This is a genomic window from Streptomyces sp. NPDC050535, from assembly GCF_044457665.1.
Classification (GTDB): Bacteria; Actinomycetota; Actinomycetes; order Streptomycetales; family Streptomycetaceae; genus Streptomyces.
The window spans coordinates 70,196-92,305 of the sequence record NZ_JBITHE010000007.1 but is presented as its reverse complement, the minus strand read 5'-3'; the positions used below and the strand labels follow the sequence as shown (position 1 = coordinate 92,305).

The 22,110-nt window shown below is 68.8% G+C and carries 24 protein-coding genes; 20 read left to right on the top strand and 4 right to left on the bottom strand.

The window, feature by feature from the left end:
• The first annotated feature begins 55 nt into the window (after positions 1-55).
• The 17 genes from rpmE (at position 56) to ACIBLC_RS17790 (ending at position 15,331) form a co-directional block, all read left to right on the top strand.
• Entirely contained in the window at positions 56-283 is a 228-nt protein-coding gene (rpmE, locus tag ACIBLC_RS17870) for a 50S ribosomal protein L31 (RefSeq protein ID WP_399211904.1), read from the top strand.
• Between the two features lie 137 nt (positions 284-420).
• On the top strand, positions 421-1,497 hold the full coding sequence (prfA, locus tag ACIBLC_RS17865) for a peptide chain release factor 1 (RefSeq protein WP_399211903.1): 1,077 nt from the start codon (positions 421-423) through the stop codon (positions 1,495-1,497).
• A gap of 47 nt (positions 1,498-1,544) precedes the next feature.
• On the top strand, positions 1,545-2,390 hold the full coding sequence (gene prmC, locus ACIBLC_RS17860) for a peptide chain release factor N(5)-glutamine methyltransferase (protein ID WP_399211902.1): 846 nt from the start codon (positions 1,545-1,547) through the stop codon (positions 2,388-2,390).
• Positions 2,391-2,443: 53 nt separating this feature from the next.
• Positions 2,444-3,091 carry an L-threonylcarbamoyladenylate synthase gene (locus tag ACIBLC_RS17855; RefSeq protein ID WP_365441017.1) on the top strand — a complete coding sequence of 216 codons (648 nt, stop codon included), beginning with the start codon at positions 2,444-2,446 and terminating at the stop codon, positions 3,089-3,091.
• Positions 3,088-3,753 (top strand): protein-tyrosine-phosphatase, encoded by a 666-nt coding sequence (locus ACIBLC_RS17850; RefSeq protein ID WP_326720645.1) that lies wholly within the window; start codon positions 3,088-3,090, stop codon positions 3,751-3,753. The genes ACIBLC_RS17855 and ACIBLC_RS17850 overlap by 4 nt, the downstream gene beginning before the upstream one ends.
• Positions 3,754-3,875: 122 nt before the next feature.
• Positions 3,876-5,114, top strand: coding sequence for a serine hydroxymethyltransferase (gene glyA, locus ACIBLC_RS17845; protein WP_399211901.1), 1,239 nt, complete (start codon positions 3,876-3,878; stop codon positions 5,112-5,114).
• Between the two features lie 129 nt (positions 5,115-5,243).
• A complete protein-coding gene (locus tag ACIBLC_RS17840) occupies positions 5,244-6,608 on the top strand; it encodes an MraY family glycosyltransferase (RefSeq protein ID WP_399211900.1) in 1,365 nt (454 codons plus the stop codon).
• 298 nt (positions 6,609-6,906) lie between these two features.
• Positions 6,907-7,344, top strand: a complete 438-nt coding sequence (locus ACIBLC_RS17835) for a hypothetical protein (RefSeq protein WP_399211899.1) — start codon at positions 6,907-6,909, stop codon at positions 7,342-7,344.
• A 225-nt stretch (positions 7,345-7,569) separates the two neighbouring features.
• Complete coding sequence (gene atpB, locus ACIBLC_RS17830; RefSeq protein ID WP_399211898.1) at positions 7,570-8,391, top strand: F0F1 ATP synthase subunit A; 822 nt, start codon at positions 7,570-7,572, stop codon at positions 8,389-8,391.
• A gap of 76 nt (positions 8,392-8,467) precedes the next feature.
• Positions 8,468-8,704: a F0F1 ATP synthase subunit C gene (locus ACIBLC_RS17825; RefSeq protein ID WP_399211897.1), complete on the top strand. Its 237-nt coding sequence runs from the start codon at positions 8,468-8,470 to the stop codon at positions 8,702-8,704.
• Between the two features lie 41 nt (positions 8,705-8,745).
• Positions 8,746-9,291, top strand: a complete 546-nt coding sequence (locus ACIBLC_RS17820; protein ID WP_399211896.1) for a F0F1 ATP synthase subunit B — start codon at positions 8,746-8,748, stop codon at positions 9,289-9,291.
• The gene (locus tag ACIBLC_RS17815) at positions 9,288-10,109 is read left to right on the top strand and encodes a F0F1 ATP synthase subunit delta (RefSeq protein ID WP_399211895.1); all 822 of its coding nucleotides are present in this window, start codon (positions 9,288-9,290) and stop codon (positions 10,107-10,109) included. Before ACIBLC_RS17820 ends, ACIBLC_RS17815 begins: the two co-directional genes overlap by 4 nt.
• A gap of 151 nt (positions 10,110-10,260) precedes the next feature.
• A complete protein-coding gene (atpA, locus tag ACIBLC_RS17810) occupies positions 10,261-11,853 on the top strand; it encodes a F0F1 ATP synthase subunit alpha (protein ID WP_399211894.1) in 1,593 nt (530 codons plus the stop codon).
• Positions 11,854-11,874: 21 nt separating this feature from the next.
• On the top strand, positions 11,875-12,789 hold the full coding sequence (locus ACIBLC_RS17805; RefSeq protein ID WP_399211892.1) for a F0F1 ATP synthase subunit gamma: 915 nt from the start codon (positions 11,875-11,877) through the stop codon (positions 12,787-12,789).
• Positions 12,789-14,225 carry a F0F1 ATP synthase subunit beta gene (atpD, locus tag ACIBLC_RS17800; protein WP_399211891.1) on the top strand — a complete coding sequence of 479 codons (1,437 nt, stop codon included), beginning with the start codon at positions 12,789-12,791 and terminating at the stop codon, positions 14,223-14,225. Before ACIBLC_RS17805 ends, atpD begins: the two co-directional genes overlap by 1 nt.
• 146 nt (positions 14,226-14,371) lie before the next feature.
• On the top strand, positions 14,372-14,746 hold the full coding sequence (locus tag ACIBLC_RS17795; protein WP_383681140.1) for a F0F1 ATP synthase subunit epsilon: 375 nt from the start codon (positions 14,372-14,374) through the stop codon (positions 14,744-14,746).
• 138 nt (positions 14,747-14,884) lie between these two features.
• Positions 14,885-15,331 (top strand): DUF2550 domain-containing protein, encoded by a 447-nt coding sequence (locus tag ACIBLC_RS17790; protein ID WP_399211889.1) that lies wholly within the window; start codon positions 14,885-14,887, stop codon positions 15,329-15,331.
• An 11-nt stretch (positions 15,332-15,342) separates the two neighbouring features.
• Here the strand turns inward: ACIBLC_RS17790 and ACIBLC_RS17785 are convergent, their stop codons facing one another.
• The 3 genes from ACIBLC_RS17785 to ACIBLC_RS17775 form a co-directional block, all read right to left on the bottom strand.
• Positions 15,343-17,181, bottom strand: coding sequence for a glycosyl hydrolase family 18 protein (locus tag ACIBLC_RS17785; RefSeq protein WP_399211887.1), 1,839 nt, complete (start codon positions 17,179-17,181; stop codon positions 15,343-15,345).
• Positions 17,182-17,286: 105 nt separating this feature from the next.
• Positions 17,287-17,928, bottom strand: coding sequence for a response regulator (locus tag ACIBLC_RS17780; protein WP_399211886.1), 642 nt, complete (start codon positions 17,926-17,928; stop codon positions 17,287-17,289).
• On the bottom strand, positions 17,925-19,121 hold the full coding sequence (locus ACIBLC_RS17775; protein WP_399211885.1) for a sensor histidine kinase: 1,197 nt from the start codon (positions 19,119-19,121) through the stop codon (positions 17,925-17,927). The genes ACIBLC_RS17780 and ACIBLC_RS17775 overlap by 4 nt, the downstream gene beginning before the upstream one ends.
• 152 nt (positions 19,122-19,273) lie before the next feature.
• Here ACIBLC_RS17775 and ACIBLC_RS17770 point away from each other — a divergent pair, with 152 nt between their 5' ends.
• Positions 19,274-19,888, top strand: coding sequence for a hypothetical protein (locus ACIBLC_RS17770; protein ID WP_399211884.1), 615 nt, complete (start codon positions 19,274-19,276; stop codon positions 19,886-19,888).
• On the opposite strand, the gene ACIBLC_RS17765 is transcribed toward ACIBLC_RS17770, so the two are convergent.
• Positions 19,805-20,377 carry a cob(I)yrinic acid a,c-diamide adenosyltransferase gene (locus ACIBLC_RS17765; protein ID WP_399211883.1) on the bottom strand — a complete coding sequence of 191 codons (573 nt, stop codon included), beginning with the start codon at positions 20,375-20,377 and terminating at the stop codon, positions 19,805-19,807. The two genes, ACIBLC_RS17770 and ACIBLC_RS17765, sit on opposite strands and share 84 nt — an antisense overlap.
• A gap of 267 nt (positions 20,378-20,644) precedes the next feature.
• Here ACIBLC_RS17765 and ACIBLC_RS17760 point away from each other — a divergent pair, with 267 nt between their 5' ends.
• Positions 20,645-21,493, top strand: a complete 849-nt coding sequence (locus ACIBLC_RS17760) for a 3-hydroxyacyl-CoA dehydrogenase family protein (RefSeq protein WP_399211882.1) — start codon at positions 20,645-20,647, stop codon at positions 21,491-21,493.
• A 220-nt stretch (positions 21,494-21,713) separates the two neighbouring features.
• The gene (locus ACIBLC_RS17755; RefSeq protein WP_399211881.1) at positions 21,714-22,037 is read left to right on the top strand and encodes an STAS domain-containing protein; all 324 of its coding nucleotides are present in this window, start codon (positions 21,714-21,716) and stop codon (positions 22,035-22,037) included.
• Positions 22,038-22,110 lie beyond the last annotated feature (73 nt).

Genomic DNA, 22,110 nt, shown 5'->3' with positions numbered 1-22,110 from the left:
ACGCACCCGCAATCCGCGGCGGCGACCCGGCGCCCTCCCGAAACTAGGAGACACCTTGAAGCGCGACATCCACCCCGAGTACGTCGATACCCAGGTCAGCTGCACCTGTGGCGCGTCGTTCACCACCCGTAGCACCATCTCCAGCGGCACCGTCCGCGCGGAGGTCTGCTCCGAGTGCCACCCGTTCTACACGGGCAAGCAGAAGATCCTCGACACCGGTGGCCGCGTGGCCCGCTTCGAGGCCCGCTTCGGCAAGGCCAAGGCTGCCGCTGACAAGAAGTAGCGACCTCACAGCGCCGGTCTTCGGTGCCCCTGCACGGGGGTGCCGGGACCGGCGCTTTGCGGTGCAGCCCCTTCCCCCATGTCTTACCTACGTCCCGAGCCCGTCAAGGAGCTGGGGACAGCCCATTGGAGCCGGAGATGTTCGAGGCGGTCGAGGAACTCATCGGCGAGCACGCCGATCTGGAGACGAAGCTCGCTGACCCGTCGGTCCACGCCGACCAGGCCAACGCGCGCAAGCTCAACAAGCGCTACGCCGAGCTGACCCCGATCGTCGCGACGTACCGCTCCTGGAAGCAGACCGGCGACGACATCGAGACGGCGAAGGGGTTCGTCGCCGACGACCCCGACTTCGCGGCCGAGGTCAAGGAGCTGGAGAAGCAGCGCGAGGAGCTGACGGAGAAACTCCGTCTGCTGCTGGTCCCGCGCGACCCCAGCGACGACAAGGACGTCATCCTGGAGATCAAGGCGGGCGCGGGCGGCGACGAGTCGGCGCTCTTCGCCGGCGACCTGCTGCGCATGTACCTGCGCTACGCGGAGCGCGTCGGCTGGAAGACCGAGATCATCGACGCCACCGAGTCCGAGCTCGGCGGCTACAAGGACGTCCAGGTCGCCGTGAAGACCAAGGGCGGCCAGGGTGCCACCGAGCCCGGCCAGGGTGTCTGGGCCCGCCTGAAGTACGAGGGCGGGGTGCACCGCGTACAGCGGGTGCCCTCGACCGAGTCGCAGGGCCGGATCCACACCTCCGCCGCCGGTGTGCTGGTCACGCCCGAGGCCGAGGAGGTCGACGTCGAGATCGTCGCGAACGACCTGCGGATCGACGTCTACCGCTCCTCCGGACCCGGCGGCCAGTCCGTCAACACCACCGACTCCGCGGTGCGCATCACGCACATTCCCACCGGAGTCGTCGCTTCCTGCCAGAACGAGAAGAGCCAGCTCCAGAACAAGGAGCAGGCGATGCGTATCCTGCGCTCCAGGCTCCTCGCCGCGGCTCAGGAGGAGGCGGAGCGCAATGCGGCCGACGTCCGCCGCAGCCAGGTCCGCACGGTCGACCGCTCCGAGAAGATCCGTACGTACAACTTCCCGGAGAATCGCATCTCGGACCACCGCGTCGGCTTCAAGGCGTACAACTTGGACCAGGTCCTCGACGGTGACCTGGACGCGATGATCCAGGCGTGCGTCGACGCGGACTCGGCCGCGAAGCTCGCCGCCGCGTAAGAGCCCCCACCCGCCCTCACGACAACAGCTCAGCCCGGAGGACCAGCGTGAACCTGCTGCTCGCGGAAGTGGCCCAGGCCACCCAGCGGCTGGCCGACGCCGGCGTGGCCTCGCCGCGTAATGACGCGGAGGAGCTCGCGGCCTTCGTGCACGGCGTGAAGCGGGGCGAGCTGCACACCGTCAAGGACACCGACTTCGACGCCCGCTACTGGGAGGTGACCGCGCGCCGCGAGGCGCGCGAGCCGCTCCAGCACATCACCGGACGCGCCTACTTCCGCTACCTGGAACTCCAGGTCGGGCCAGGGGTGTTCGTGCCGCGTCCGGAGACCGAGTCGGTCGTCGGCTGGGCCATAGACGCCGTACGCGCCATGGACGTCGTGGAGCCGCTGATCGTCGACCTGTGCACCGGCTCCGGCGCCATCGCGCTCGCCCTCGCCCAGGAGGTCCCGCGCTCCCGTGTGCACGCCGTGGAGCTGTCCGAGGACGCCCTCCAGTGGACCCGCAAGAACGTCCAGGGCTCCAGGGTCGACCTGCGCCAGGGAGACGCCCTGGATGCCTTCCCCGACCTCGACGGCCAGGTCGACCTGGTCATCGCCAACCCGCCGTACATTCCGCTCACCGAGTGGGAGTACGTCCAGCCGGAGGCCCGGGACCACGATCCCGAACTCGCCCTGTTCTCGGGCGAGGACGGCCTCGACCTGATCCGCGGCATCGAGCGCACCGCGCACCGCCTGCTGCGTCCCGGCGGTGTCGTCGTCATCGAGCACGCCGACACCCAGGGCGGGCAGGTGCCGTGGATCTTCACCGAGGAGCGGGGCTGGGCCGACGCGGCCGACCACCCGGACCTCAACAACCGGCCGCGGTTCGCGACCGCCCGCAAGGCGATGCCGTGAGCACGCGCATCGAGTTCCCCAGGCAGCAGTACGTGTACGAGGAGGCCCGCTAAATGGCACGGCGATACGACACCAACGACGCGACCGACCGCACCACCGGTCTGCGTGAAGCCGCGTCCGCCGTCCGCCGTGGCGAGCTGGTCGTCCTCCCGACCGACACGGTGTACGGCATCGGCGCCGACGCGTTCTCCTCCGAGGCCGTCGCCGATCTCCTCGACGCCAAGGGCCGGGGCCGCAACATGCCCACCCCTGTCCTCATCGGCTCCCCGAACACGCTGCACGGCCTGGTCACGGACTTCTCCGAGATGGCCTGGGAGCTCGTCGACGCGTTCTGGCCGGGCGCGCTCACGCTCGTCGCCAAGCACCAGCCGTCCCTCCAGTGGGACCTGGGAGACACCCGTGGCACCGTCGCCGTACGCATGCCGCTGCACCCCGTCGCCATCGAGCTGCTCACCGAGGTCGGCCCGATGGCCGTCTCCTCCGCCAACCTCACGGGTCACCCCTCGCCCGAGGACTGTGACGCCGCGCAGGAGATGCTCGGCGACTCCATCTCCGTGTACCTGGACGGCGGCCCGACCCCCGGCATCGTCCCCTCCTCGATCGTCGACGTGACCGGCAAGGTACCCGTGCTGCTGCGCGAGGGGGCACTGTCGGCCGAGGAGCTGCGGAAGGTCGTACCCGACCTCGAGGTGGCGAATTGACAGCCCCTGACGCGGGGCGTGGCATAGGCACGGGGATCACGGGGGCCAACGGTTCTCCCAGGGGGTCCTTCCGCATCCTCCACGTCAGCACCGGCAACGTGTGCCGCTCGCCGATCACCGAGCGGCTGACCCGGCATGCCCTCGCGGACCGGCTCGGCGACCCCCTGTGGGGCGGCCTGATCGTGGAGAGCGCGGGCACCTGGGGGCACGAGGGCGCGCCCATGGAGACCAACGCGGCGACGGTCCTCACCGACTACGGCGCCGACCCCTCCGGTTTCGTGGGCCGCGAACTCCTCGACGACCACGTGATCCGCGCCGACCTGGTCCTGACGGCCACCCGGGACCACCGCGCCCAGGTCATCTCCATGGGCCACTCGGCGGGCCTGCGCACCTTCACCCTGAAGGAGTTCACCCGGCTCGTACGGGCCATAGACCCCGCGACGCTCCCACCCCTCGAGGAGGGAGTGGTCGAGCGCGCACGCGCGCTGGTCCGGGCCGCCGCCGCGCTACGCGGGTGGCTCCTCGCCCCCACCGCCGAGGCGGACGAGGTCTTCGACCCCTACGGCGCCCCCCTGCCGTTCTTCCGCTCGATCGGGGACGAGATCAACGAAGCCCTGGATCCCGTGGTGACCGCGTTGACAGGTGTACCCACCCGGACGTGATCCAGGCCCGACGGACGGAATCCGGCGCAGCGGTACCCACCCGGACGTGACACCGGGCGTCCCTCCGGTCCCGGTTCTACATTGGACTCAGCGCACCCCCACGCCGAGGTCCGGAGCCCACCATGCCGGTCACACGAACACTGGAAGCGGATGTTCTGCGTCGGCAGGACCCGGAGCTCGCCGAGATCCTGATCGGGGAGCTGGCGCGGCAGTCGACGACCCTGCAACTGAGCGCGGCCGAGAACTTCACCTCGCCGGCCGTGCTGGCCGCCCTCGGGTCGCCGCTGGCGAACAAGTACGCCGAGGGCTATCCCGGCGCCCGGCACCACGGCGGCTGCGAGATCGTGGACGTCGCCGAGCGGGTCGCGGTGGACCGGGCGAAGGCGCTGTTCGGCGCCGAACACGCCAACGTGCAGCCCCACTCCGGGAGTTCGGCGGTCCTCGCCGCGTACGCCGCGCTGCTGCGCCCCGGTGACACCGTCCTGGCGATGGGGCCGGCCTTCGGCGGCCACCTCACGCACGGGTCGCCCGCGAACTTCTCGGGGAGATGGTTCGACTTCGTCGGGTACGGGGTCGAGGCCGAGACCGGGCTCATCGACTACGCGCAGGTGCGCGCGCTGGCCCGTGCGCACCGCCCCAAAGCCGTCGTCTGCGGCTCGATCTCCTACCCCCGGCACATCGACTACGCGCTGTTCAGGGAGATCGCCGACGAGGTGGGCGCCCACCTCATCGCGGACGCAGCCCACCCCATCGGGCTCGTCGCGGGGGGAGCGGCGCCCAATCCGGTGCCGTACGCCGATGTGGTCTGCGCCACCACCCACAAGGTGCTGCGCGGCCCGCGCGGCGGGATGATCCTGTGCGGCGACGAGCTGGCCGAGCGCGTGGACCGGGCGGTGTTCCCCTTCACCCAGGGTGGCGCGCAGATGCACACGATCGCCGCCAAGGCCGTCGCGTTCGGCGAGGCGGCGACACCGGCCTTCACGGCGTACGCCCATCAGGTCGTCGCCAACGCCCGGGTGCTCGCCGCGGCGCTGGACGCGGAAGGGCTCGCCGTCACCACCGGCGGTACCGACACCCACCTGCTCACCGTCGGCACCGCGCCCCTCGGTGTGGACGGGCGCACGGCCCGCGGGCGTCTCGCCGCCGCCGGGATGGTCCTCGACACCTGCGTGCTGCCGGACGGGGACGCCCGGGGGCTGCGGCTGGGTACGGCGGCGCTGACCACGCAGGGGATGGGCGAGGCGGAGATGGCTCGGGTGGCCGTACTCTTCGCGGGGGTGCTGCGGGACGAGGTCGACGCGAAAGCGGTTCGTGAAGAAGTAGGGGAGCTGACCAGCGGATTTCCCCCGTATCCCGGGTGATACGGGGTAGACGGAGACTCGTGCACAGCCACTCGTGCAACCATCGTCGCTACCCGGAAGTCCTCAACCATATGCGTGCATCGCTAAGGTGTGGGGCTCAGATGGCCAGCGAGACCTGTGGGGAAGCCCGTGCGTGAATACCTGCTGACGCTCTGCGTGACGGCCGCGGTGACGTATCTGCTGACAGGGCCGGTGCGGAAGTTCGCGATCGTGGCCGGAGCCATGCCGGAGATCCGTGCGCGCGACGTGCACCGGGAACCCACTCCGCGGCTCGGCGGCATCGCGATGTTCTTCGGGCTGTGCGCGGGCCTGCTGGTCGCCGACCACCTGGAGAACCTCAGCGACGTCTTCGCGAACTCCAACGAGCCGCGGGCCCTGCTCTCCGGGGCGGCGCTGATCTGGCTGATCGGTGTACTGGACGACAAGTTCGAGATCGACGCCCTGATCAAGCTGGGCGGCCAGATGATCGCGGCCGGCGTGATGGTCGTGCAGGGTCTCACCATCCTGTGGCTGCCCATCCCCGGTGTCGGGCTGGTCGCGCTCACCCAGTGGCAGGGCACCCTGCTCACCGTCGCCCTCGTCGTCATCACCATCAACGCGGTGAACTTCGTGGACGGCCTGGACGGTCTCGCCGCCGGAGTGGTCTGCATCGCGTCCGCCGCGTTCTTCCTGTACGCGTACCGCATCTGGTACAGCTACGGCATCGAGGCCGCCGCCCCGGCCACCCTCTTCGCGGCGATCCTGATGGGCATGTGCCTGGGCTTCCTGCCGCACAACATGCACCCCGCGCGGATCTTCATGGGTGACTCCGGCTCGATGCTCATCGGGCTTGTGCTGGCCGGCGGCGCCATCTCCATCACCGGGCAGATCGACCCCGACGTGATGAACCTGTTCTCCGGTTCCGAGCGGAACACCGTGCACCAGACGGTGCCCGTCTTCATCCCGCTGCTGCTGCCGCTGACGATCATCGCGATCCCGGCCGCCGACCTGGTGCTGGCCATCGTGCGGCGCACCTGGCGCGGACAGTCGCCGTTCGCCGCCGACCGCGGGCACCTGCACCACCGGCTCCTGGAGGTCGGGCACTCGCACAGCCGCGCGGTCATGATCATGTACTTCTGGTCGGCGCTGATCTCCTTCGGCGCCCTCGCGTACTCGGTCAACTCCGGGGCCATGTGGAGCGTGCTCGGGATCATGGGGCTCAGCGCGGTGGGTCTCGTGCTGCTCCTGCTGCCGCGCTTCACCCCGCGCACTCCGCGCTGGGCCGAGAGCTTCGTGCCGCCCCGCTACCGCCGCGGCAGGGGCTCCGTGGACCTGTCCGGGACAGCGGAGACCGAGCCCGCCGTGGCGCACGAGGCGGGGGCCTTCACCGACGAGGACGGCGCCCGGGAGCACCGCGCGCCGGTCGCTGTCGGAGTGTCAGGAGTCAACGGGGCGACCGCGATCGGTGGCCGTTCGCGGTTCCTGGATCGGGGTAAGGCCGGATCGTCGCGCTGACGCCAAAGTAAGAATCTCGCAAGAGACCCGAGACTTCACGCTTCGGCAAATCGCCCTAATACCAGACAACTTGGCTCTCAGAATGCACAGACGCGCACCTTCACTCTCATGTGTGACAGCGAGCACACCAACCAGGTAAAGACCTCATCAAATAGTTTGTGATACGGTTCACGAGAACCCGAGCCGGAGCCGAAGGACCCCAGAGAGACGGTCCCTTGGCGTGAGGTTCTCTCTCAGCCCGGGATTACGCTCGTCCATGACGACACCCTGCCCCCCCTTAGCCAGCGGAGTTGCCGCCATGCCGTCCAATGACGCCCGGATTCTCCTTCAGGCCGCTGTGCCCACAGCTGCCGTCGGCGCGATTGCCGCCGTCGTCAGTGGCGTGGTCGCCGGTGGCAAGGGAGCGATCGGGGCGATCGTCGCGACGCTGGTCGTGATCCTCTTCATGGGTATCGGGCTCTACGTTCTGCAGCGCACCGCCAAATCGCTTCCGCACTTGTTCCAGGCGATGGGTCTGATGCTCTACACGGCACAGATTCTTCTGTTGTTCATCTTTGTCGCCGCGTTCAAGAACACGACGCTGTTCAACCCCAAGGCCTTCGCGATCGCCATCGTCGCCACCACGCTCGCGTGGATCGGCGCACAGGCGCGTGCCCAGATGAAGGCCAAGATCCTCTACGTCGAACCCGAGTCCTCGAAGGGCGACAAGCCCGAGAAGACAGGGCACTCGTCGTGAGGGGTAGGGCCGCGATAAGTGCGTGTCGGAGACCCTGCTATCGTCCGGTGCCAACTGCGGCATCGCGGGCGCGGGCATCTGAGCTGACGCCTGCTCAAACGCGAGGCTTGATGCCCCACAGCCGCCCCCACATCCGTAACACCAGTCCAGTGCCGAACCGCGGCTGCGTGCCGCGCCGACACAACGAGGTTGCCGTACCTATGCGCCACGCTGAAGGAGCCCGCGGTGAGTGCTGACCCGACGCAGGTGCTCGCCTTCGAGACCGACTGCCACATCTTCGACGGCTGTGGCTTCCCGGCTCCCGGCCTGCACTCGTTCCTGTTCGAGCCCCTCGTGGGCGATGCGGACAGCAGCGTCTATTTCAACAAGACGATGCTCCTGGCGCTGCTCGGCTCCGTCATCATCATCGGCTTCTTCTGGGCCGCCTTCCGCAAGCCGAAGGTGGTCCCGGGCAAGCTCCAGATGGTTGCCGAGGCCGGATATGACTTCGTCCGGCGCGGGGTCGTCTACGAGACGATCGGCAAGAAGGAAGGCGAGAAGTACGTACCGCTGGTCGTCTCGCTGTTCTTCTTCATCTGGATGATGAACCTCTGGTCGATCGTTCCGGTCGCCCAGTTCCCCGTCACGGCGATCATCGCGTACCCCGCGGTTCTCGCCGGGATCGTCTACGTCCTGTGGGTCTCGCTGACCTTCAAGCGACACGGACTGGTCGGCGCGTTCAAGAACTTCTCCGGCTACGACAAGTCGCTGGGCCCGGTTCTCCCGCTGGCCATGGGCATCGAGCTGCTCTCGAACCTGATCGTCCGGCCGTTCACGCACGCCGTGCGACTGTTCGCGAACATGTTCGCGGGGCACACCCTGCTGCTGCTCTTCACGATCGCCAGCTGGTACCTGCTCAACGGCCTCGGGATCGCCTACGCGGGTGTCTCGTTCGTGATGGTGATCGTCATGACGGCGTTCGAACTGTTCATCCAGGCCCTGCAGGCTTACGTCTTCGTGCTTCTGACCTGCACCTTCATCCAGGGCGCGCTCGCCGAGCACCACTGAGCGAACCCCCCTGTAAAACCCCCTAAGCGTCCGGTGGCCAACCTCCGCCGGTCCGTACAGAGAAGGAAGAATCAGCATGGCTGCCACTGAGACCCTCGCCGCCGTCACCGGTTCGCTCGGCTCCATCGGCTACGGCCTCGCCGCCATCGGCCCCGGCGTCGGCGTCGGCATCATCTTCGGCAACGGCACCCAGGCCCTCGCTCGTCAGCCCGAGGCTGCCGGCCTGATCCGCGCCAACCAGATCCTCGGCTTCGCCTTCTGTGAGGCGCTCGCGCTCATCGGTCTGGTCATGCCGTTCGTCTATGGCGTGTGATCGTCGGATCCACGACAGCCCACTAGACGAAAGGCACTGATATGAGCCAGATGCTCACTATCGCGGCTGAGGAACTGGAAAACCCCCTCATTCCGCCGATCCCCGAGCTCGTCATCGGCCTGATCGCCTTCGTCATCGTCTTCGGCTTCCTCGCCAAGAAGCTCCTCCCGAACATCAACAAGGTTCTGGAGCAGCGCCGCGAGGCCATCGAGGGCGGTATCGAGAAGGCCGAGGCCGCTCAGACCGAGGCCCAGAGCGTGCTCGAGCAGTACAAGGCTCAGCTCGCCGAAGCCCGGCACGAGGCCGCACGGCTGCGCCAGGAGGCGCAGGAGCAGGGCGCCACGCTCATCGCCGAGATGCGCGCGGAAGGCCAGCGGCAGCGTGACGAAATCGTCGCCGCCGGTCACACGCAGATCGAGGCGGACCGCAAGTCCGCGGCTCAGGCGCTGCGTCAGGACGTCGGCCAGCTGGCCACCGCCCTGGCCGGCAAGCTGGTCGGCGAGTCCCTCGAGGACCACGCCCGGCAGAGCCGCACCATCGACCGCTTCCTCGACGAGCTTGAGGAGAAGGCCGAGGCGGCTCGATGACAGCGCACGGAGCGAGCCGCGAGGCAACCGCAGCCGCACGCGAGCGTCTCGACGCGCTGACGGACAACACGTCCGTGGACGCGGCGCGGCTCGCGGACGAGCTGGCCGCGGTCACCGCGCTGCTGCACCGCGAGGTGTCGCTGCGTCGGGTCCTCACCGACCCGGCGCAGCCCGGAGAGGCGAAGGCCGAACTGGCCGGGCGCCTGTTCGGCAGCCAGGTCAGCGGCGAGACCGCCGATCTGGCGGCCGGTCTGGTGCGCTCGCGCTGGTCGCGGTCGCGTGACCTCGTCGACGCCCTCGAAGAGCTGGCCGACACCGCCGACCTCACGTCGGCACACCAGGCCGGCAAGCTCGACAACGTCGAGGACGAGCTGTTCCGGTTCGGCCGGATCGTCTCTTCCAACACCGAGCTGCGCGCAGCGCTGACCGACCGGACCGCCACCAGCGCGGCCAAGAGCGAGCTGCTGCGCAGCCTGCTCGGCGGCCGGGCCGAAGCGACGACGGAGCGACTGGTGACGCGCCTTGTGACCGCGCCGCGTGGACGTAGCCTGGAAGCGGGACTCGAGTCCCTGTCCAAGCTCGCCGCCGAGCGCCGGGACCGCTGGGTCGCCGTCGTCACCTCCGCGGTCCCGCTGAGCGACGGACAGAAGCAGCGCCTCGGCGCCGCTCTGGCGAAGCTCTACGGCCGGCAGATGCACCTCAACCTCGACGTGGACCCCGAGGTCCTCGGCGGGATCCAGGTGCAGGTCGGCGACGAGATCATCAACGGCTCCATCGCGGACCGTCTCGCGGACGCCAGCCGCCGCATGGCCGGCTAGCCCCAACTTCATAAGCGGTACGCAGCACACAGCAAGAAGTACGCACCTACGGCCCTCGTTGGGCCGTGCAGAGGATTCACCTCTTTACAGGGGGGAGTCCCCATCCCCCCAAGTGAAACTTCGGGCCCAACAAGGAGAGCAGGGAACCCAGATGGCGGAGCTCACGATCCGGCCGGAGGAGATCCGGGACGCGCTGGAGAACTTCGTCCAGTCGTACAAGCCGGACGCGGCCTCGCGCGAGGAGGTCGGTACGGTCACCGTCGCCGGCGACGGTATTGCCAAGATCGAGGGCCTTCCCTCGGCGATGGCGAACGAACTGCTGAAGTTCGAGGACGGAACCCTCGGCCTCGCGCTGAACCTGGAAGAGCGCGAGATCGGTGCGGTCGTCCTCGGCGAGTTCAGCGGGATCGAGGAGGGCCAGCCGGTGCAGCGCACCGGTGAGGTGCTCTCCGTCGCCGTGGGCGAGGGTTACCTCGGCCGCGTCGTCGACCCGCTCGGCGCCCCGATCGACGGCCTCGGCGAGATCGAGACCACCGGACGCCGCGCCCTGGAGCTGCAGGCTCCGGGCGTCATGGTCCGCAAGTCGGTGCACGAGCCGATGGAGACGGGCTACAAGGCCGTCGACGCGATGACCCCGGTCGGCCGTGGCCAGCGTCAGCTGATCATCGGCGACCGTCAGACCGGCAAGACCGCGCTGGCCGTCGACACGATCATCAACCAGCGCGACAACTGGCGCTCGGGCGACACCAAGAAGCAGGTCCGCTGCATCTACGTCGCCATCGGTCAGAAGGGTTCGACCATCGCCTCCGTGCGTGGCGCTCTCGAAGAGGCCGGCGCGCTGGAGTACACGACCATCGTCGCCGCCCCGGCGTCCGACCCGGCCGGCTTCAAGTACCTGGCGCCGTACACCGGTTCGGCCATCGGCCAGCAGTGGATGTACGAGGGCAAGCACGTCCTCATCATCTTCGACGACCTCTCGAAGCAGGCCGACGCCTACCGCGCCGTGTCCCTGCTGCTCCGCCGTCCGCCGGGGCGCGAGGCCTACCCCGGTGACGTCTTCTACCTGCACTCCCGTCTGCTGGAGCGCTGCGCGAAGCTCTCCGACGAGATGGGCGCCGGTTCGATGACGGGTCTGCCGATCGTCGAGACCAAGGCGAACGACGTGTCGGCGTTCATCCCGACCAACGTCATCTCCATCACCGACGGCCAGTGCTTCCTGGAGTCCGACCTGTTCAACGCCGGTCAGCGTCCGGCCCTGAACGTCGGTATCTCGGTCTCCCGTGTCGGTGGCTCCGCCCAGCACAAGGCGATGAAGCAGGTCTCCGGCCGGCTCCGTCTCGACCTGGCCCAGTACCGCGAGCTGGAGGCGTTCGCCGCCTTCGGTTCCGACCTGGACGCCGCGTCGAAGTCGCAGCTGGAGCGCGGTCAGCGACTGGTCGAGCTGCTCAAGCAGCCGCAGTACCAGCCGATGCCGACCGAGGACCAGGTCGTCTCCGTCTGGGCCGGTACCACCGGCCGCATGGACGACGTGCCCGTCGACGACGTCCGCCGCTTCGAGAAGGAGCTCCTGGAGTACCTGCACCGCAAGGAGCAGGGCCTCATGACCTCCATCAAGGAGGGCGGCAAGATGTCGGACGACACGCTCACCGCCGTCGGCGACGCCATCGCGGACTTCAAGAAGCAGTTCGAGACCTCGGACGGCAAGCTTCTCGGCGAAGACGCTCCGGCCGCCGCGGCCAAGTGACGTAAGGAAGGGACCTGACTCATGGGAGCCCAGCTCCGGGTCTACAAGCGTCGCATCCGATCCGTCACCGCGACCAAGAAGATCACCAAGGCGATGGAGATGATCGCCGCCTCGCGCGTCGTCAAGGCGCAGCGCAAGGTGGCGGCCTCCGCGCCGTACGCGACCGAGCTCATCCGCGCGGTCACGGCGGTCGGTACCGGCTCCAACACCAAGCACCCGCTGACGACGGAGGCGGAGACGGCGACCCGTTCCGCGGTGCTGCTCCTCACGAGCGACCGCGGACTGGCCGGCGCCTTCAACTCCAACGCCATCAAGGTCGCCGAGAAGCTGACGGCGCGCCTCGAGGCGGAGGGCAAGGAGGTCGACACGTACATCGTCGGCCGCCGCGGTCTGGCCCACTACAACTTCCGCGAGCGCAAGGTCGCGGAGTCGTGGTCGGGATTCACCGACGAGCCCAGCTACGCGGACGCGAAGAAGGTCGCGGGTCCGCTGATCGAGGCCATCGAGACGGAGACGGCAGAGGGCGGCGTGGACGAACTCCACATCGTCTACACCGAGTTCGTCTCGATGATGACGCAGACGGCGGTCGACGGCCGCCTGCTGCCGCTGCGCCTCGAAGAGGTTGTGAAGGAAGCGCCCAAGGGCGAGATCCTTCCGCTGTACGAGTTCGAGCCGTCGGCCGAGGACGTCCTTGACGCCCTGCTGCCGCGGTACGTCGAGAGCCGTATCTACAACGCGCTGCTCCAGTCGGCTGCCTCCAAGCACGCCGCCACGCGCCGCGCGATGAAGTCGGCGACCGACAACGCGGGAGACCTGATCACCATGCTCTCCCGTCTTGCCAACGCGGCCCGCCAGGCCGAAATCACCCAGGAAATCAGCGAGATCGTCGGTGGCTCCGCAGCTCTGGCCGACGCGACCGCGGGGAGTGACAAGTAATGACGACGACAGTTGAGACGGCCGTTGCCACGGGCCGCGTCGCCCGGGTCATCGGCCCGGTCGTCGACGTGGAGTTCCCCGTCGACGCGATGCCGGAGATCTACAACGCCCTTCACGTCGAGGTGGCCGACCCGGCCAACGCCGGCGAGAGGAAGATCCTGACCCTGGAGGTCGCCCAGCACCTGGGTGACGGCATGGTTCGCACGATCTCCATGCAGCCCACCGACGGTCTGGTCCGCCAGGCCGCGGTCACCGACACCGGCGCGGGCATCTCCGTCCCGGTCGGCGACTTCACCAAGGGCAAGGTGTTCAACACCCTCGGTGAGGTGCTGAACTCCGACGAGAAGTACACGGGCGAGCGCTGGCCCATCCACCGCAAGGCCCCGCGCTTCGACGAGCTCGAGTCGAAGACCGAGATGTTCGAGACCGGCGTCAAGGTCATCGACCTTCTCACCCCGTACGTCAAGGGTGGAAAGATCGGTCTGTTCGGCGGTGCCGGTGTCGGCAAGACGGTGCTCATCCAGGAGATGATCTACCGCGTCGCCAACAACCACGACGGTGTCTCCGTGTTCGCCGGTGTCGGCGAGCGCACCCGTGAGGGCAACGACCTCATCGAGGAGATGTCCGAGTCCGGCGTCATCGACAAGACGGCGCTTGTCTTCGGTCAGATGGACGAGCCCCCGGGCACCCGTCTCCGGGTGGCCCTGGCCGGTCTGACCATGGCGGAGTACTTCCGCGATGTGCAGAAGCAGGACGTGCTGTTCTTCATCGACAACATCTTCCGCTTCACGCAGGCCGGTTCCGAGGTCTCGACCCTGCTCGGCCGGATGCCCTCCGCGGTGGGCTACCAGCCGAACCTGGCCGACGAGATGGGTCTCCTCCAGGAGCGCATCACCTCGACCCGTGGTCACTCGATCACCTCGATGCAGGCGATCTACGTCCCCGCGGACGACCTGACCGACCCGGCCCCGGCCACCACCTTCGCCCACCTCGACGCGACGACGGTTCTCTCCCGTCCGATCTCCGAGAAGGGCATCTACCCGGCCGTGGACCCGCTGGACTCCACGTCCCGCATCCTGGACCCCCGCTACATCGCGGCGGACCACTACGCCACGGCGATGCGCGTCAAGTCGGTCCTTCAGAAGTACAAGGACCTTCAGGACATCATCGCGATCCTCGGTATCGACGAGCTGGGCGAGGAGGACAAGCTCACCGTCCACCGTGCCCGTCGCGTGGAGCGCTTCCTGTCCCAGAACACCCACGTCGCCAAGCAGTTCACCGGCGTCGACGGGTCGGACGTTCCGCTGGAGGAGTCGATCACGGCCTTCAACGCGATCATCGACGGCGACTACGACCACTTCCCGGAGCAGGCGTTCTTCCTCTGCGGTGGCATCGAGGACCTCAAGGCCAACGCCAAGGAGCACGGCGTCTCCTGAACGGTCGCCTGACCGAGTGAGTACTGCCTCTTGGTGAGGGGGCGGGGTCGCACCTCGCGGGGTGCGTCCCGTCCCCTCACGTACGCCTACTAGACTTTGACCCAACACCCGGCGGCAAGGCCGGGTGGTGACCCGAGGAGCCCACCTTGGCTGCTGAGCTGCATGTCGAGCTCGTCGCCGCGGACCGCAGTGTCTGGTCCGGCGAGGCCACCCTGGTCGTCGCGCGCACCACGTCCGGCGACATCGGCGTCATGCCCGGTCACCAGCCGCTGCTCGGTGTGCTGGAGTCGGGCCCGGTGACCATCCGTACGAGTGATGGTGGAACGGTCGTCGCCGCGGTGCACGGCGGTTTCATCTCGTTCGCGGACAACAAGCTGTCGCTGCTGGCCGAGATCGCCGAGCTGTCGGACGAGATCGACGTGCAGCGTGCGGAGCGGGAGCTCGAGCGCGCGAAGGCGGACGGCGACGCCACCGCCGAGCGTCGCGCGGACGTCCGTCTGCGAGCGGTGTCGGCGCACTGAACCAGCGCGCCGGACAGATTTGACTCAGCCGCGGCCAGGACCGGAGCTTGCTCCGGACCGGGTCGCGGCTGAGGCGATGCGGGTGCTTTTTTCCGTTTCTTTACCTGCTTTACCTAGGAGACGAGGAGGTCGGTGTCGATGGTCCTCGCTCTGACTGTGTGCGGCCTGGTAGTGGCGTTCGTGGTGATCGGACTGTTCGTCTTCGGCCTCCGCCGCCGGCTGATCCAGCGCTCCGGGGGAACCTTCGACTGCAGCCTGCGCTGGGACGTGCCCGAGAAGTCCGACACGAACGGCAAGGGCTGGGGCTACGGCGTCGCCCGCTACAACGGCGACCGCATCGAGTGGTACCGCGTCTTCTCCTACGCCCCCCGCCCGCGCCGCGTCCTGGAGCGCTCGGCGATCGAGGTGGCGGGCCGGCGTGCCCCGGAGGGCGAGGAGGAACTCGCGCTGCTCTCCGACGCGATCATTCTCACCTGTCTGCACAGGGGCACGCGTCTCGAACTGGCGATGAGCGAAGACGCGCTGACCGGGTTTCTCGCGTGGCTGGAAGCAGCCCCGCCCGGTCAGCGCGTCAATGTGGCTTAGCTCTGCTTCTGTCAGCTGAGGCCGCTGTTGATGGCGCTCACGAGTTCACCGTTCGTGGTGTCCCCGCTGAACTCCCAGAAGAACGCGCCTCCCAGGCCCTGGGACTTGGCCCAGGCCATCTTCGTACCGATGGTGGCCGGGGTGTCGTAGCTCCACCAGTTGTTGCCGCAGTACGCGTAGGCCGTGCCGGCGATGGTGCCGGTGGCCGGGCAGGTGTTCTTGAGGACCTTGTAGTCCTCGATGCCAGGCTCGTACGTGCCGGGTGCCGCGCCGGTCGCCGTGCCACCCGGGGCGGCCTGGGTGACGCCGGTCCAGCCGCGGCCGTAGAAGCCGATTCCGAGGAGCAGCTTGTTGGCGGGCACGCCCTTCGACTTCAGCTTGGCGATCGCGTCGGCCGAGTTGAAGCCGGCCGCCGGGATGCCGTTGTACGAGGTCAGCGGGGAGTGCGGAGCGGTCGGGCCGGTGGGGGCGAAGGCGCCGAAGTAGTCGTACGTCATCACGTTGTACCAGTTGAGGTACTGCGAGGCGCCGCCGTAGTCGGCCGCGTCGATCTTGCCGCCGGAGGAGCCGTCGGCCGTGATGGCCGCGGTGACCAGGTAGTTGCTGCCGAACTCGGTGCGCAGCGCGGAGGACAGCGTCTTGAAGGCGCTGAAGCCGGAGGCGTCACAGGACAGGCCGCAGGCGTTGGGGTACTCCCAGTCGATGTCGATGCCGTCGAAGACATCGGCCCAGCGCGGGTCCTCGACCAGGGCCTTGCAGGACTGCGCGAAGGCGGTCGGGTTGGCCGCGGCCTGGGTGAAGCCGCCCGAGTAGGTCCAGCCGCCGAACGACCAGAGGACCTTGATGTTCGGGTACTTGGCCTTGAGCTGGCGCAGCTGGTTGAAGTTGCCGCGCAGCGGCTGGTCCCAGGTGTCGGCCGCGCCGCTGACCGACTGGTCGGCGGTGTACGCCTTGTCGATGGCGGCGTAGGAGTCGTCCATCACGCACTGCCCGTTCTTGACGTTCCCGAACGAGTAGTTGATGTGCGTGATCTTCGACGCGGAACCGGAGGTGACCAGGTTCTTGACGTGGTAGTTGCGGCCGTAGACGCCCCACTCGGTGAAGTAGCCGAGCTTCACGGCGTTGCCGGTCGGCGGCGGGTCGGTGGTGCCGCCGGTGGTGCGCACCGCGACCGAGCCGCTCGCCGGACCGGTCTGGTCGGCGGTGTCGCGGGCCTTCACGGTGTACGAGTAGTCGGTGCCGGCGGTCAGACCGGTGTTCGTGTACGAGGTGCCCGTCACCGTGGCGACCGTGGCGCCGTCACGGATGACGTCGTAGTTCTTGATGCCCTTGTCGTCGGTGGCCGCCGACCAGGACAGGCTCACCGCGGTGTTGGTGATGCCGGAGGCGGTCGGGGTGCCGGGCGCGGTGGGGGCCGTGTCGCCGGGCACCGTGGGGCCGCCGTCACAGGAGCCGCCGTTGAGGAGGCAGTTGGAGGGGGCGCCGCTGCCCGAGCCGTTGAAGCCGAAGGAGACGGAGGCGCCGGCGGCGAGGGTGCCGTTCCAGGACTTGTTCTTGGCGGTCCAGCGGGTGCCGGAGGACGTGACGTCCGCGTCCCAGGCCGAGCTGACGGACGTACCGGACGGGAAGTCCCAGCCGATCGTCCAGGAACTGATGCTCGTGGTCCCGGTGTTCTTGACGGTCCACTTGCCCTCGAAGCCGGTTCCCCAGTCCTGGGTCTTGGCGAACGTGGCGGTGGCCGAGGTGGCTGCCTGGGCGGGGCTCGCGAGGCCGACCATGGCGGCGAACGGGAGCAGCAGGGTGGTGAGTCCTGCCACGGCTCTCTGTCTGGCTCGGTGTCTGAAGCGCATCCGCGGTTCCTCCGGGGGATTTGATGAGGTGCGCAGGACAATAGAAAGGTCTGGACCATAGGTCAATAGGTCCAGACCACTGTGGGCAATGCTCGCGATTACTTGTTACACGCCCAACTCCTGCGCCAGCACCGCCGCTTGAACCCGGCTGCGCAGCTCCAGCTTGCCCAGCAGGCGGCTGACGTGCGTCTTCACCGTCGCCTCGGCCATATCGAGGCGCGTCGCGATCTCCGCGTTGGACATTCCCTCGCCGAGGCAGGAGAGCACCTCGCGTTCCCGCCGGGTGAGGGCTTCGAGGACCGCCGGGTCCGGCCCAGGATCCCGTACGGGCTTCGCGGCGAACTCGGCGATCAGCCGGCGGGTGACCGTGGGCGAGATGAGCCCCTCGCCGCGGGCCACCGTGCGGACCGCCTCCAGGAGGTCGCGGGCCTCGGTGTTCTTCAGCAGAAACCCGGAGGCGCCCGCGCGCAGTGCCCCGAAGACGTACTCGTCGAGGTCGAAGGTGGTGAGGACGAGTACGTCGGCCAACTGCTCGTCGACGACCCGACGGGTCGCGGAGACGCCGTCGAGCCGGGGCATCTGGACGTCCATCAGGACGAGATCCGGCCGGAGCCGACGGGCGAGCTCGACGGCCTGCTCGCCGTCCCCGGCCTCGCCGACCACCTCGATGTCGGGCGCGCTGCGCAGGATGAGGACGAGCCCGGCCCGTACGGCGGACTGGTCCTCGGCGACGAGCACGCGGATCATTCGTTGTCTCCCTCGGTTCTGTGGGTGATCGGCAGGGTGGCGCGCACGGCCCAGACCTTGGCCCGGCCCGAGACCTCGGGGCCCGCCTCGAACGTGCCGTTCAGCAGGGCGACCCGCTCACGCATGCCGACCAGCCCGGCCCCCGAGCCGGGCGCGCGCGGCCCGTCCCGGTCACCGTAGGGGCTGGACACCCGCACGGTGAGGGAGCCGTCGAGCTGGGCCAGGGTGACGGTGACGCGGCCGGGGGAGGCGTGCTTGAGGGCGTTGGTCAGGGACTCCTGGACGATGCGGTAGGCGGCGAGCTCGACCGGGGTGGGGAGCCGGGACTCGTGGGCGGCGTCGAGGGTGATGTCGAGCCCGTTGGCGCGGGCGCTCTCCGCCAGCGCTTCGAGGCCGTCGAGGGTGGGAGCCGCCGCGGGCTCCTTGTCCCCGCTGTCGTCGCGCAGGATGCCGATGAGCCGCCGCATCTCGGCCAGGCCCTCGACGCTGTTCTCGCGGATCACGGTGAGCGCGTCCTTCGAGGTCCTGGGGTCGTCGAGGGAGAGCGCGGCCGTGGAGTGGATGGCGATCGCGGACAGGTGGTTGGCGACCATGTCGTGCAACTCCCGTGCCATCCTGGCGCGTTCGGCCGTGACCGCCTGGGCGCGGTCGATCTCGGCGAGCAGCGCGGTCTGTTCGGCGCGGAGGCGTTCGGTGACGGCGGTGTCCCGGTGGTTGCGCACGACCCAGCCGGTGGCGGCGGGCGTGAACACCACGATGCCGATGACCACACCGATCAGCAGGGTCTCCGGCACCCGCCAGACCGCGAAGGGCACCACCGCGCCGGCCACCGTGAACAGCCCGCTGATCCACAGGACCCGGCGGGCGGTGGCGGGCGGTCCGTACACCACCGTCGCGTACACGAGGTCCGTGAACATCACGACGGTCACCAGGTTGCCCTGCGTGACCGTGTCGAGGGTCAGCGCGGCGACGCCCACCAGCAGCGCCGAGCGCGGGCGGGTCCGCCGCAGCAGCTCGCAGCCCGTCATCACGGCGAGCGGCAGCAGGATCGGCCACTGTCCCGGCCAGAGCACGACCGGCTCGTCGGCCGGGCGGCTGCCGAGGCCGGCCCCCCACACGAGCAGCCCGCCGAGCAGCCCCGCGAGCGCGATGCGCGCGTCGTCCCGGTGCGGGCGGGGGAGTGTCACGGCCATGGCTCCATCCAACACGGAACGTCGCCGCGTCGCCCGGTCCCGTAGGACGGTCCGCGGCTACATCGAAGGATGCAGTCCGGCTTCGTCATCACCGACGACGAATCGCGCCGCCGCGCACGGGAGCCTGAAAAGGTGACCGAAAGGAGCGAACCGTGATCGTCGCACTGATCATCGCCTGTGAAGTCGGCTTCTGGGTGCTGCTGGCCGCGGGTCTGGCCGTCCGCTACCTGCTGAAGATGCGCCGCACCAGCGTGGCCCTGCTGCTGTGCGAGCCCGTCCTGGAACTCGTGCTGTTCGTCGTCACGGCGATCGACCTCAGGAACGGCGCGGATCCGAGCTGGGAGCACGGGCTCGCCGCGCTCTACATCGGCTTCACCGTCGCCTACGGGCACTACACGATCCGCTGGCTCGACGGCCACGCCGCCCACCGCCTCGCGGGCGCCCCGCGGCCGCCGAAGCCGCCCCGCTACGGCCTGGCCCGCGCCCGGCACGAGGGCGGCCTCTGGCTCCGCACCCTACTGATGGCCGCCGTGGCCTGCGCCCTCCTCCAGGCCGCGGTCTGGTACGTCGGCGACGGCGACACCGAGTCCCTGCGGTCCTTCCAGTGGGTGGCCCTGCGGGCGGCGGGAATCCACGGCCTGGTGGCCCTGACCTACACGGTCTGGCCGAAGAAGGCGCCCGGGTCAGCGCTCCCCGCCCGGGACCCAGAGCACGTCCCCGACGTCCTTGTTCGCCGTCCTGGCAAGGATGAAGAGCAGGTCCGATAGCCGGTTGAGGTAGGTCGCGGTGAGCGGGTTCATGACCTCCCCGTACGACTCCAGCGCCGTCCACGTCGACCGCTCGGCCCGTCGTACGACCGTGCACGCCTGGTGCAGCAGAGCCGCGCCGGGCGTGCCGCCGGGCAGGATGAAGGAGCGGAGCTTCTCCAGCCGCTCGTTGAACCGGTCGCAGTCCGCCTCCAGTTTGTCGATGTAGAACTGCTCGACCCGCAGCGGCGGGAACGCGGGGTCCTCGGCCACCGGCGTCGACAGATCGGCCCCCACGTCGAACAGGTCGTTCTGCACCCGGGTGAGGACCGCGACGACCTCCTCGTCGAGCCCGCCGAGCGCGATCGCCGTCCCGAGCGCCGCGTTCGCCTCGTTGACGTCCGCGTACGCGGAGATCCGCAGGTCGGTCTTGGCGACCCGGCTCATGTCGCCGAGAGCGGTGGTGCCCTGGTCGCCGGTTCTGGTGTAGATGCGCGTCAGATTGACCATGGGGCCAGCGTAGTTACGCCCCCGCCCTCCGGCAGGTACCTGTGCCCACCGTCACGGCGGGCGAGGGCGGCCGGGACGTCGTACGGCAGGGGACGAGCCAGCCCGCGGGCAGGCTCAACTACGGGTCGCGGGGCACTGGGTGAGCCATCCGGTGTGATGTCCGTCTGTTGAGACGTGACGCGCATTACTAAGCGGACACAGGGGCCCTCACGAGCGCTAGGGTCCGCCGGAGAGGCCAACTTGAACAGCGTGTTAAGGGGAGTCGGAGTGGCACGGAAGCTCGCCGTCATCGGAGCCGGACTCATGGGGTCCGGCATCGCCCAGGTCTCCGCGCAAGCGGGCTGGGACGTCGTCCTGCGCGATGTCACCGACGAGGCGCTGAAGCGTGGCATCGACGGCATCAGGACCTCGTACGACAAGTTCGTGAGCAAGGGCAAGCTGGAGGCCGCGGACGCGGACGCCGCCCTCGGGCGCATCACGACCACCACGGATCTGGACGCCGCCGCCGACGCGGACATCGTCGTCGAGGCGGTCTTCGAGAAGCTGGAGGTCAAGCACGAGATCTTCCGGACGCTCGACAGCATCGTCCGCGACGACACCGTGCTCGCCTCCAACACCTCCGCGATCCCGATCACGAAGATCGCGGCCGCTACCGAGCGCCCGGAACGGGTCGTCGGCGTCCACTTCTTCTCGCCGGTGCCGATGATGCAGCTCGTCGAGCTGGTCCGCGGCTACAAGACGAGCGACGAAACCCTCGCCACCGCGCGGGAGTTCGCCGAGTCGGTCGGCAAGACCTGCATCGTCGTCAACCGTGACGTCGCCGGCTTCGTGACGACCCGTCTCATCTCGGCGCTCGTCGTCGAGGCGACGAAGCTGTACGAGTCGGGCGTGGCCAGCGCCGAGGACATCGACCTAGCCTGCCGGCTGGGCTTCGGCCACGCCATGGGTCCCCTGGCCACCGCCGACCTCACGGGCGTCGACATCCTGCTGCACGCCACCGGCAACATCTACACCGAGACCCAGGACGAGAAGTTCGCGCCGCCCGAGCTGATGCGCCGGATGGTTGACGCCGGTGACATCGGACGCAAGAGCGGGCAGGGCTTCTACAAGCACTGAACCGGGCACCACGAGCACGGAACCGGGCACCACCCACAAGCCATGGCACAAGTACCACCCGTCAGTGGCGGTCACCGAAACCGCACGCGCCTCTGGGGCTTCACCCCTTGAGGTGAATTCGGTATCGGTTCGCTCACAAACAGCAACCACACTGCCCCTCGGGCAGTCAGACGGTGCACAGACAGACGCGGAGTACGAGAAGCACTCTCGGGGAGCGCATATGTACATCAGGGGCGACCACACCGAGCTGGTCGTCGGGGGCCGCCTCGACGTGCGCAGCGCGGCGGACGCCCGCACGGTCCTGCACTCGGCCGTCGACGACGGAGCCGGCGACCTGGTGCTCGACCTGTCCGAGCTGGACTCCTGGGACGCCACCGGGCTCGGTGTCATCATGGGGGCCCACCGACGCGCCGGGCGGTGCGGCAGGCGACTCGTACTGCGTGACGTACCGGCGCAGATGCAGCGCCTGCTGGTGGCCACCCGGCTGCACCGGATCCTGGCGATCGAGGGCGGCATCGGCGTGGAGTCACTGCCCCGGGTGTGACCGGCACAACGGTGTACGAACGGCATCACGCGCACAATCCTCACGAAGCTGTGACGTCTCGGACCGCGCGGTA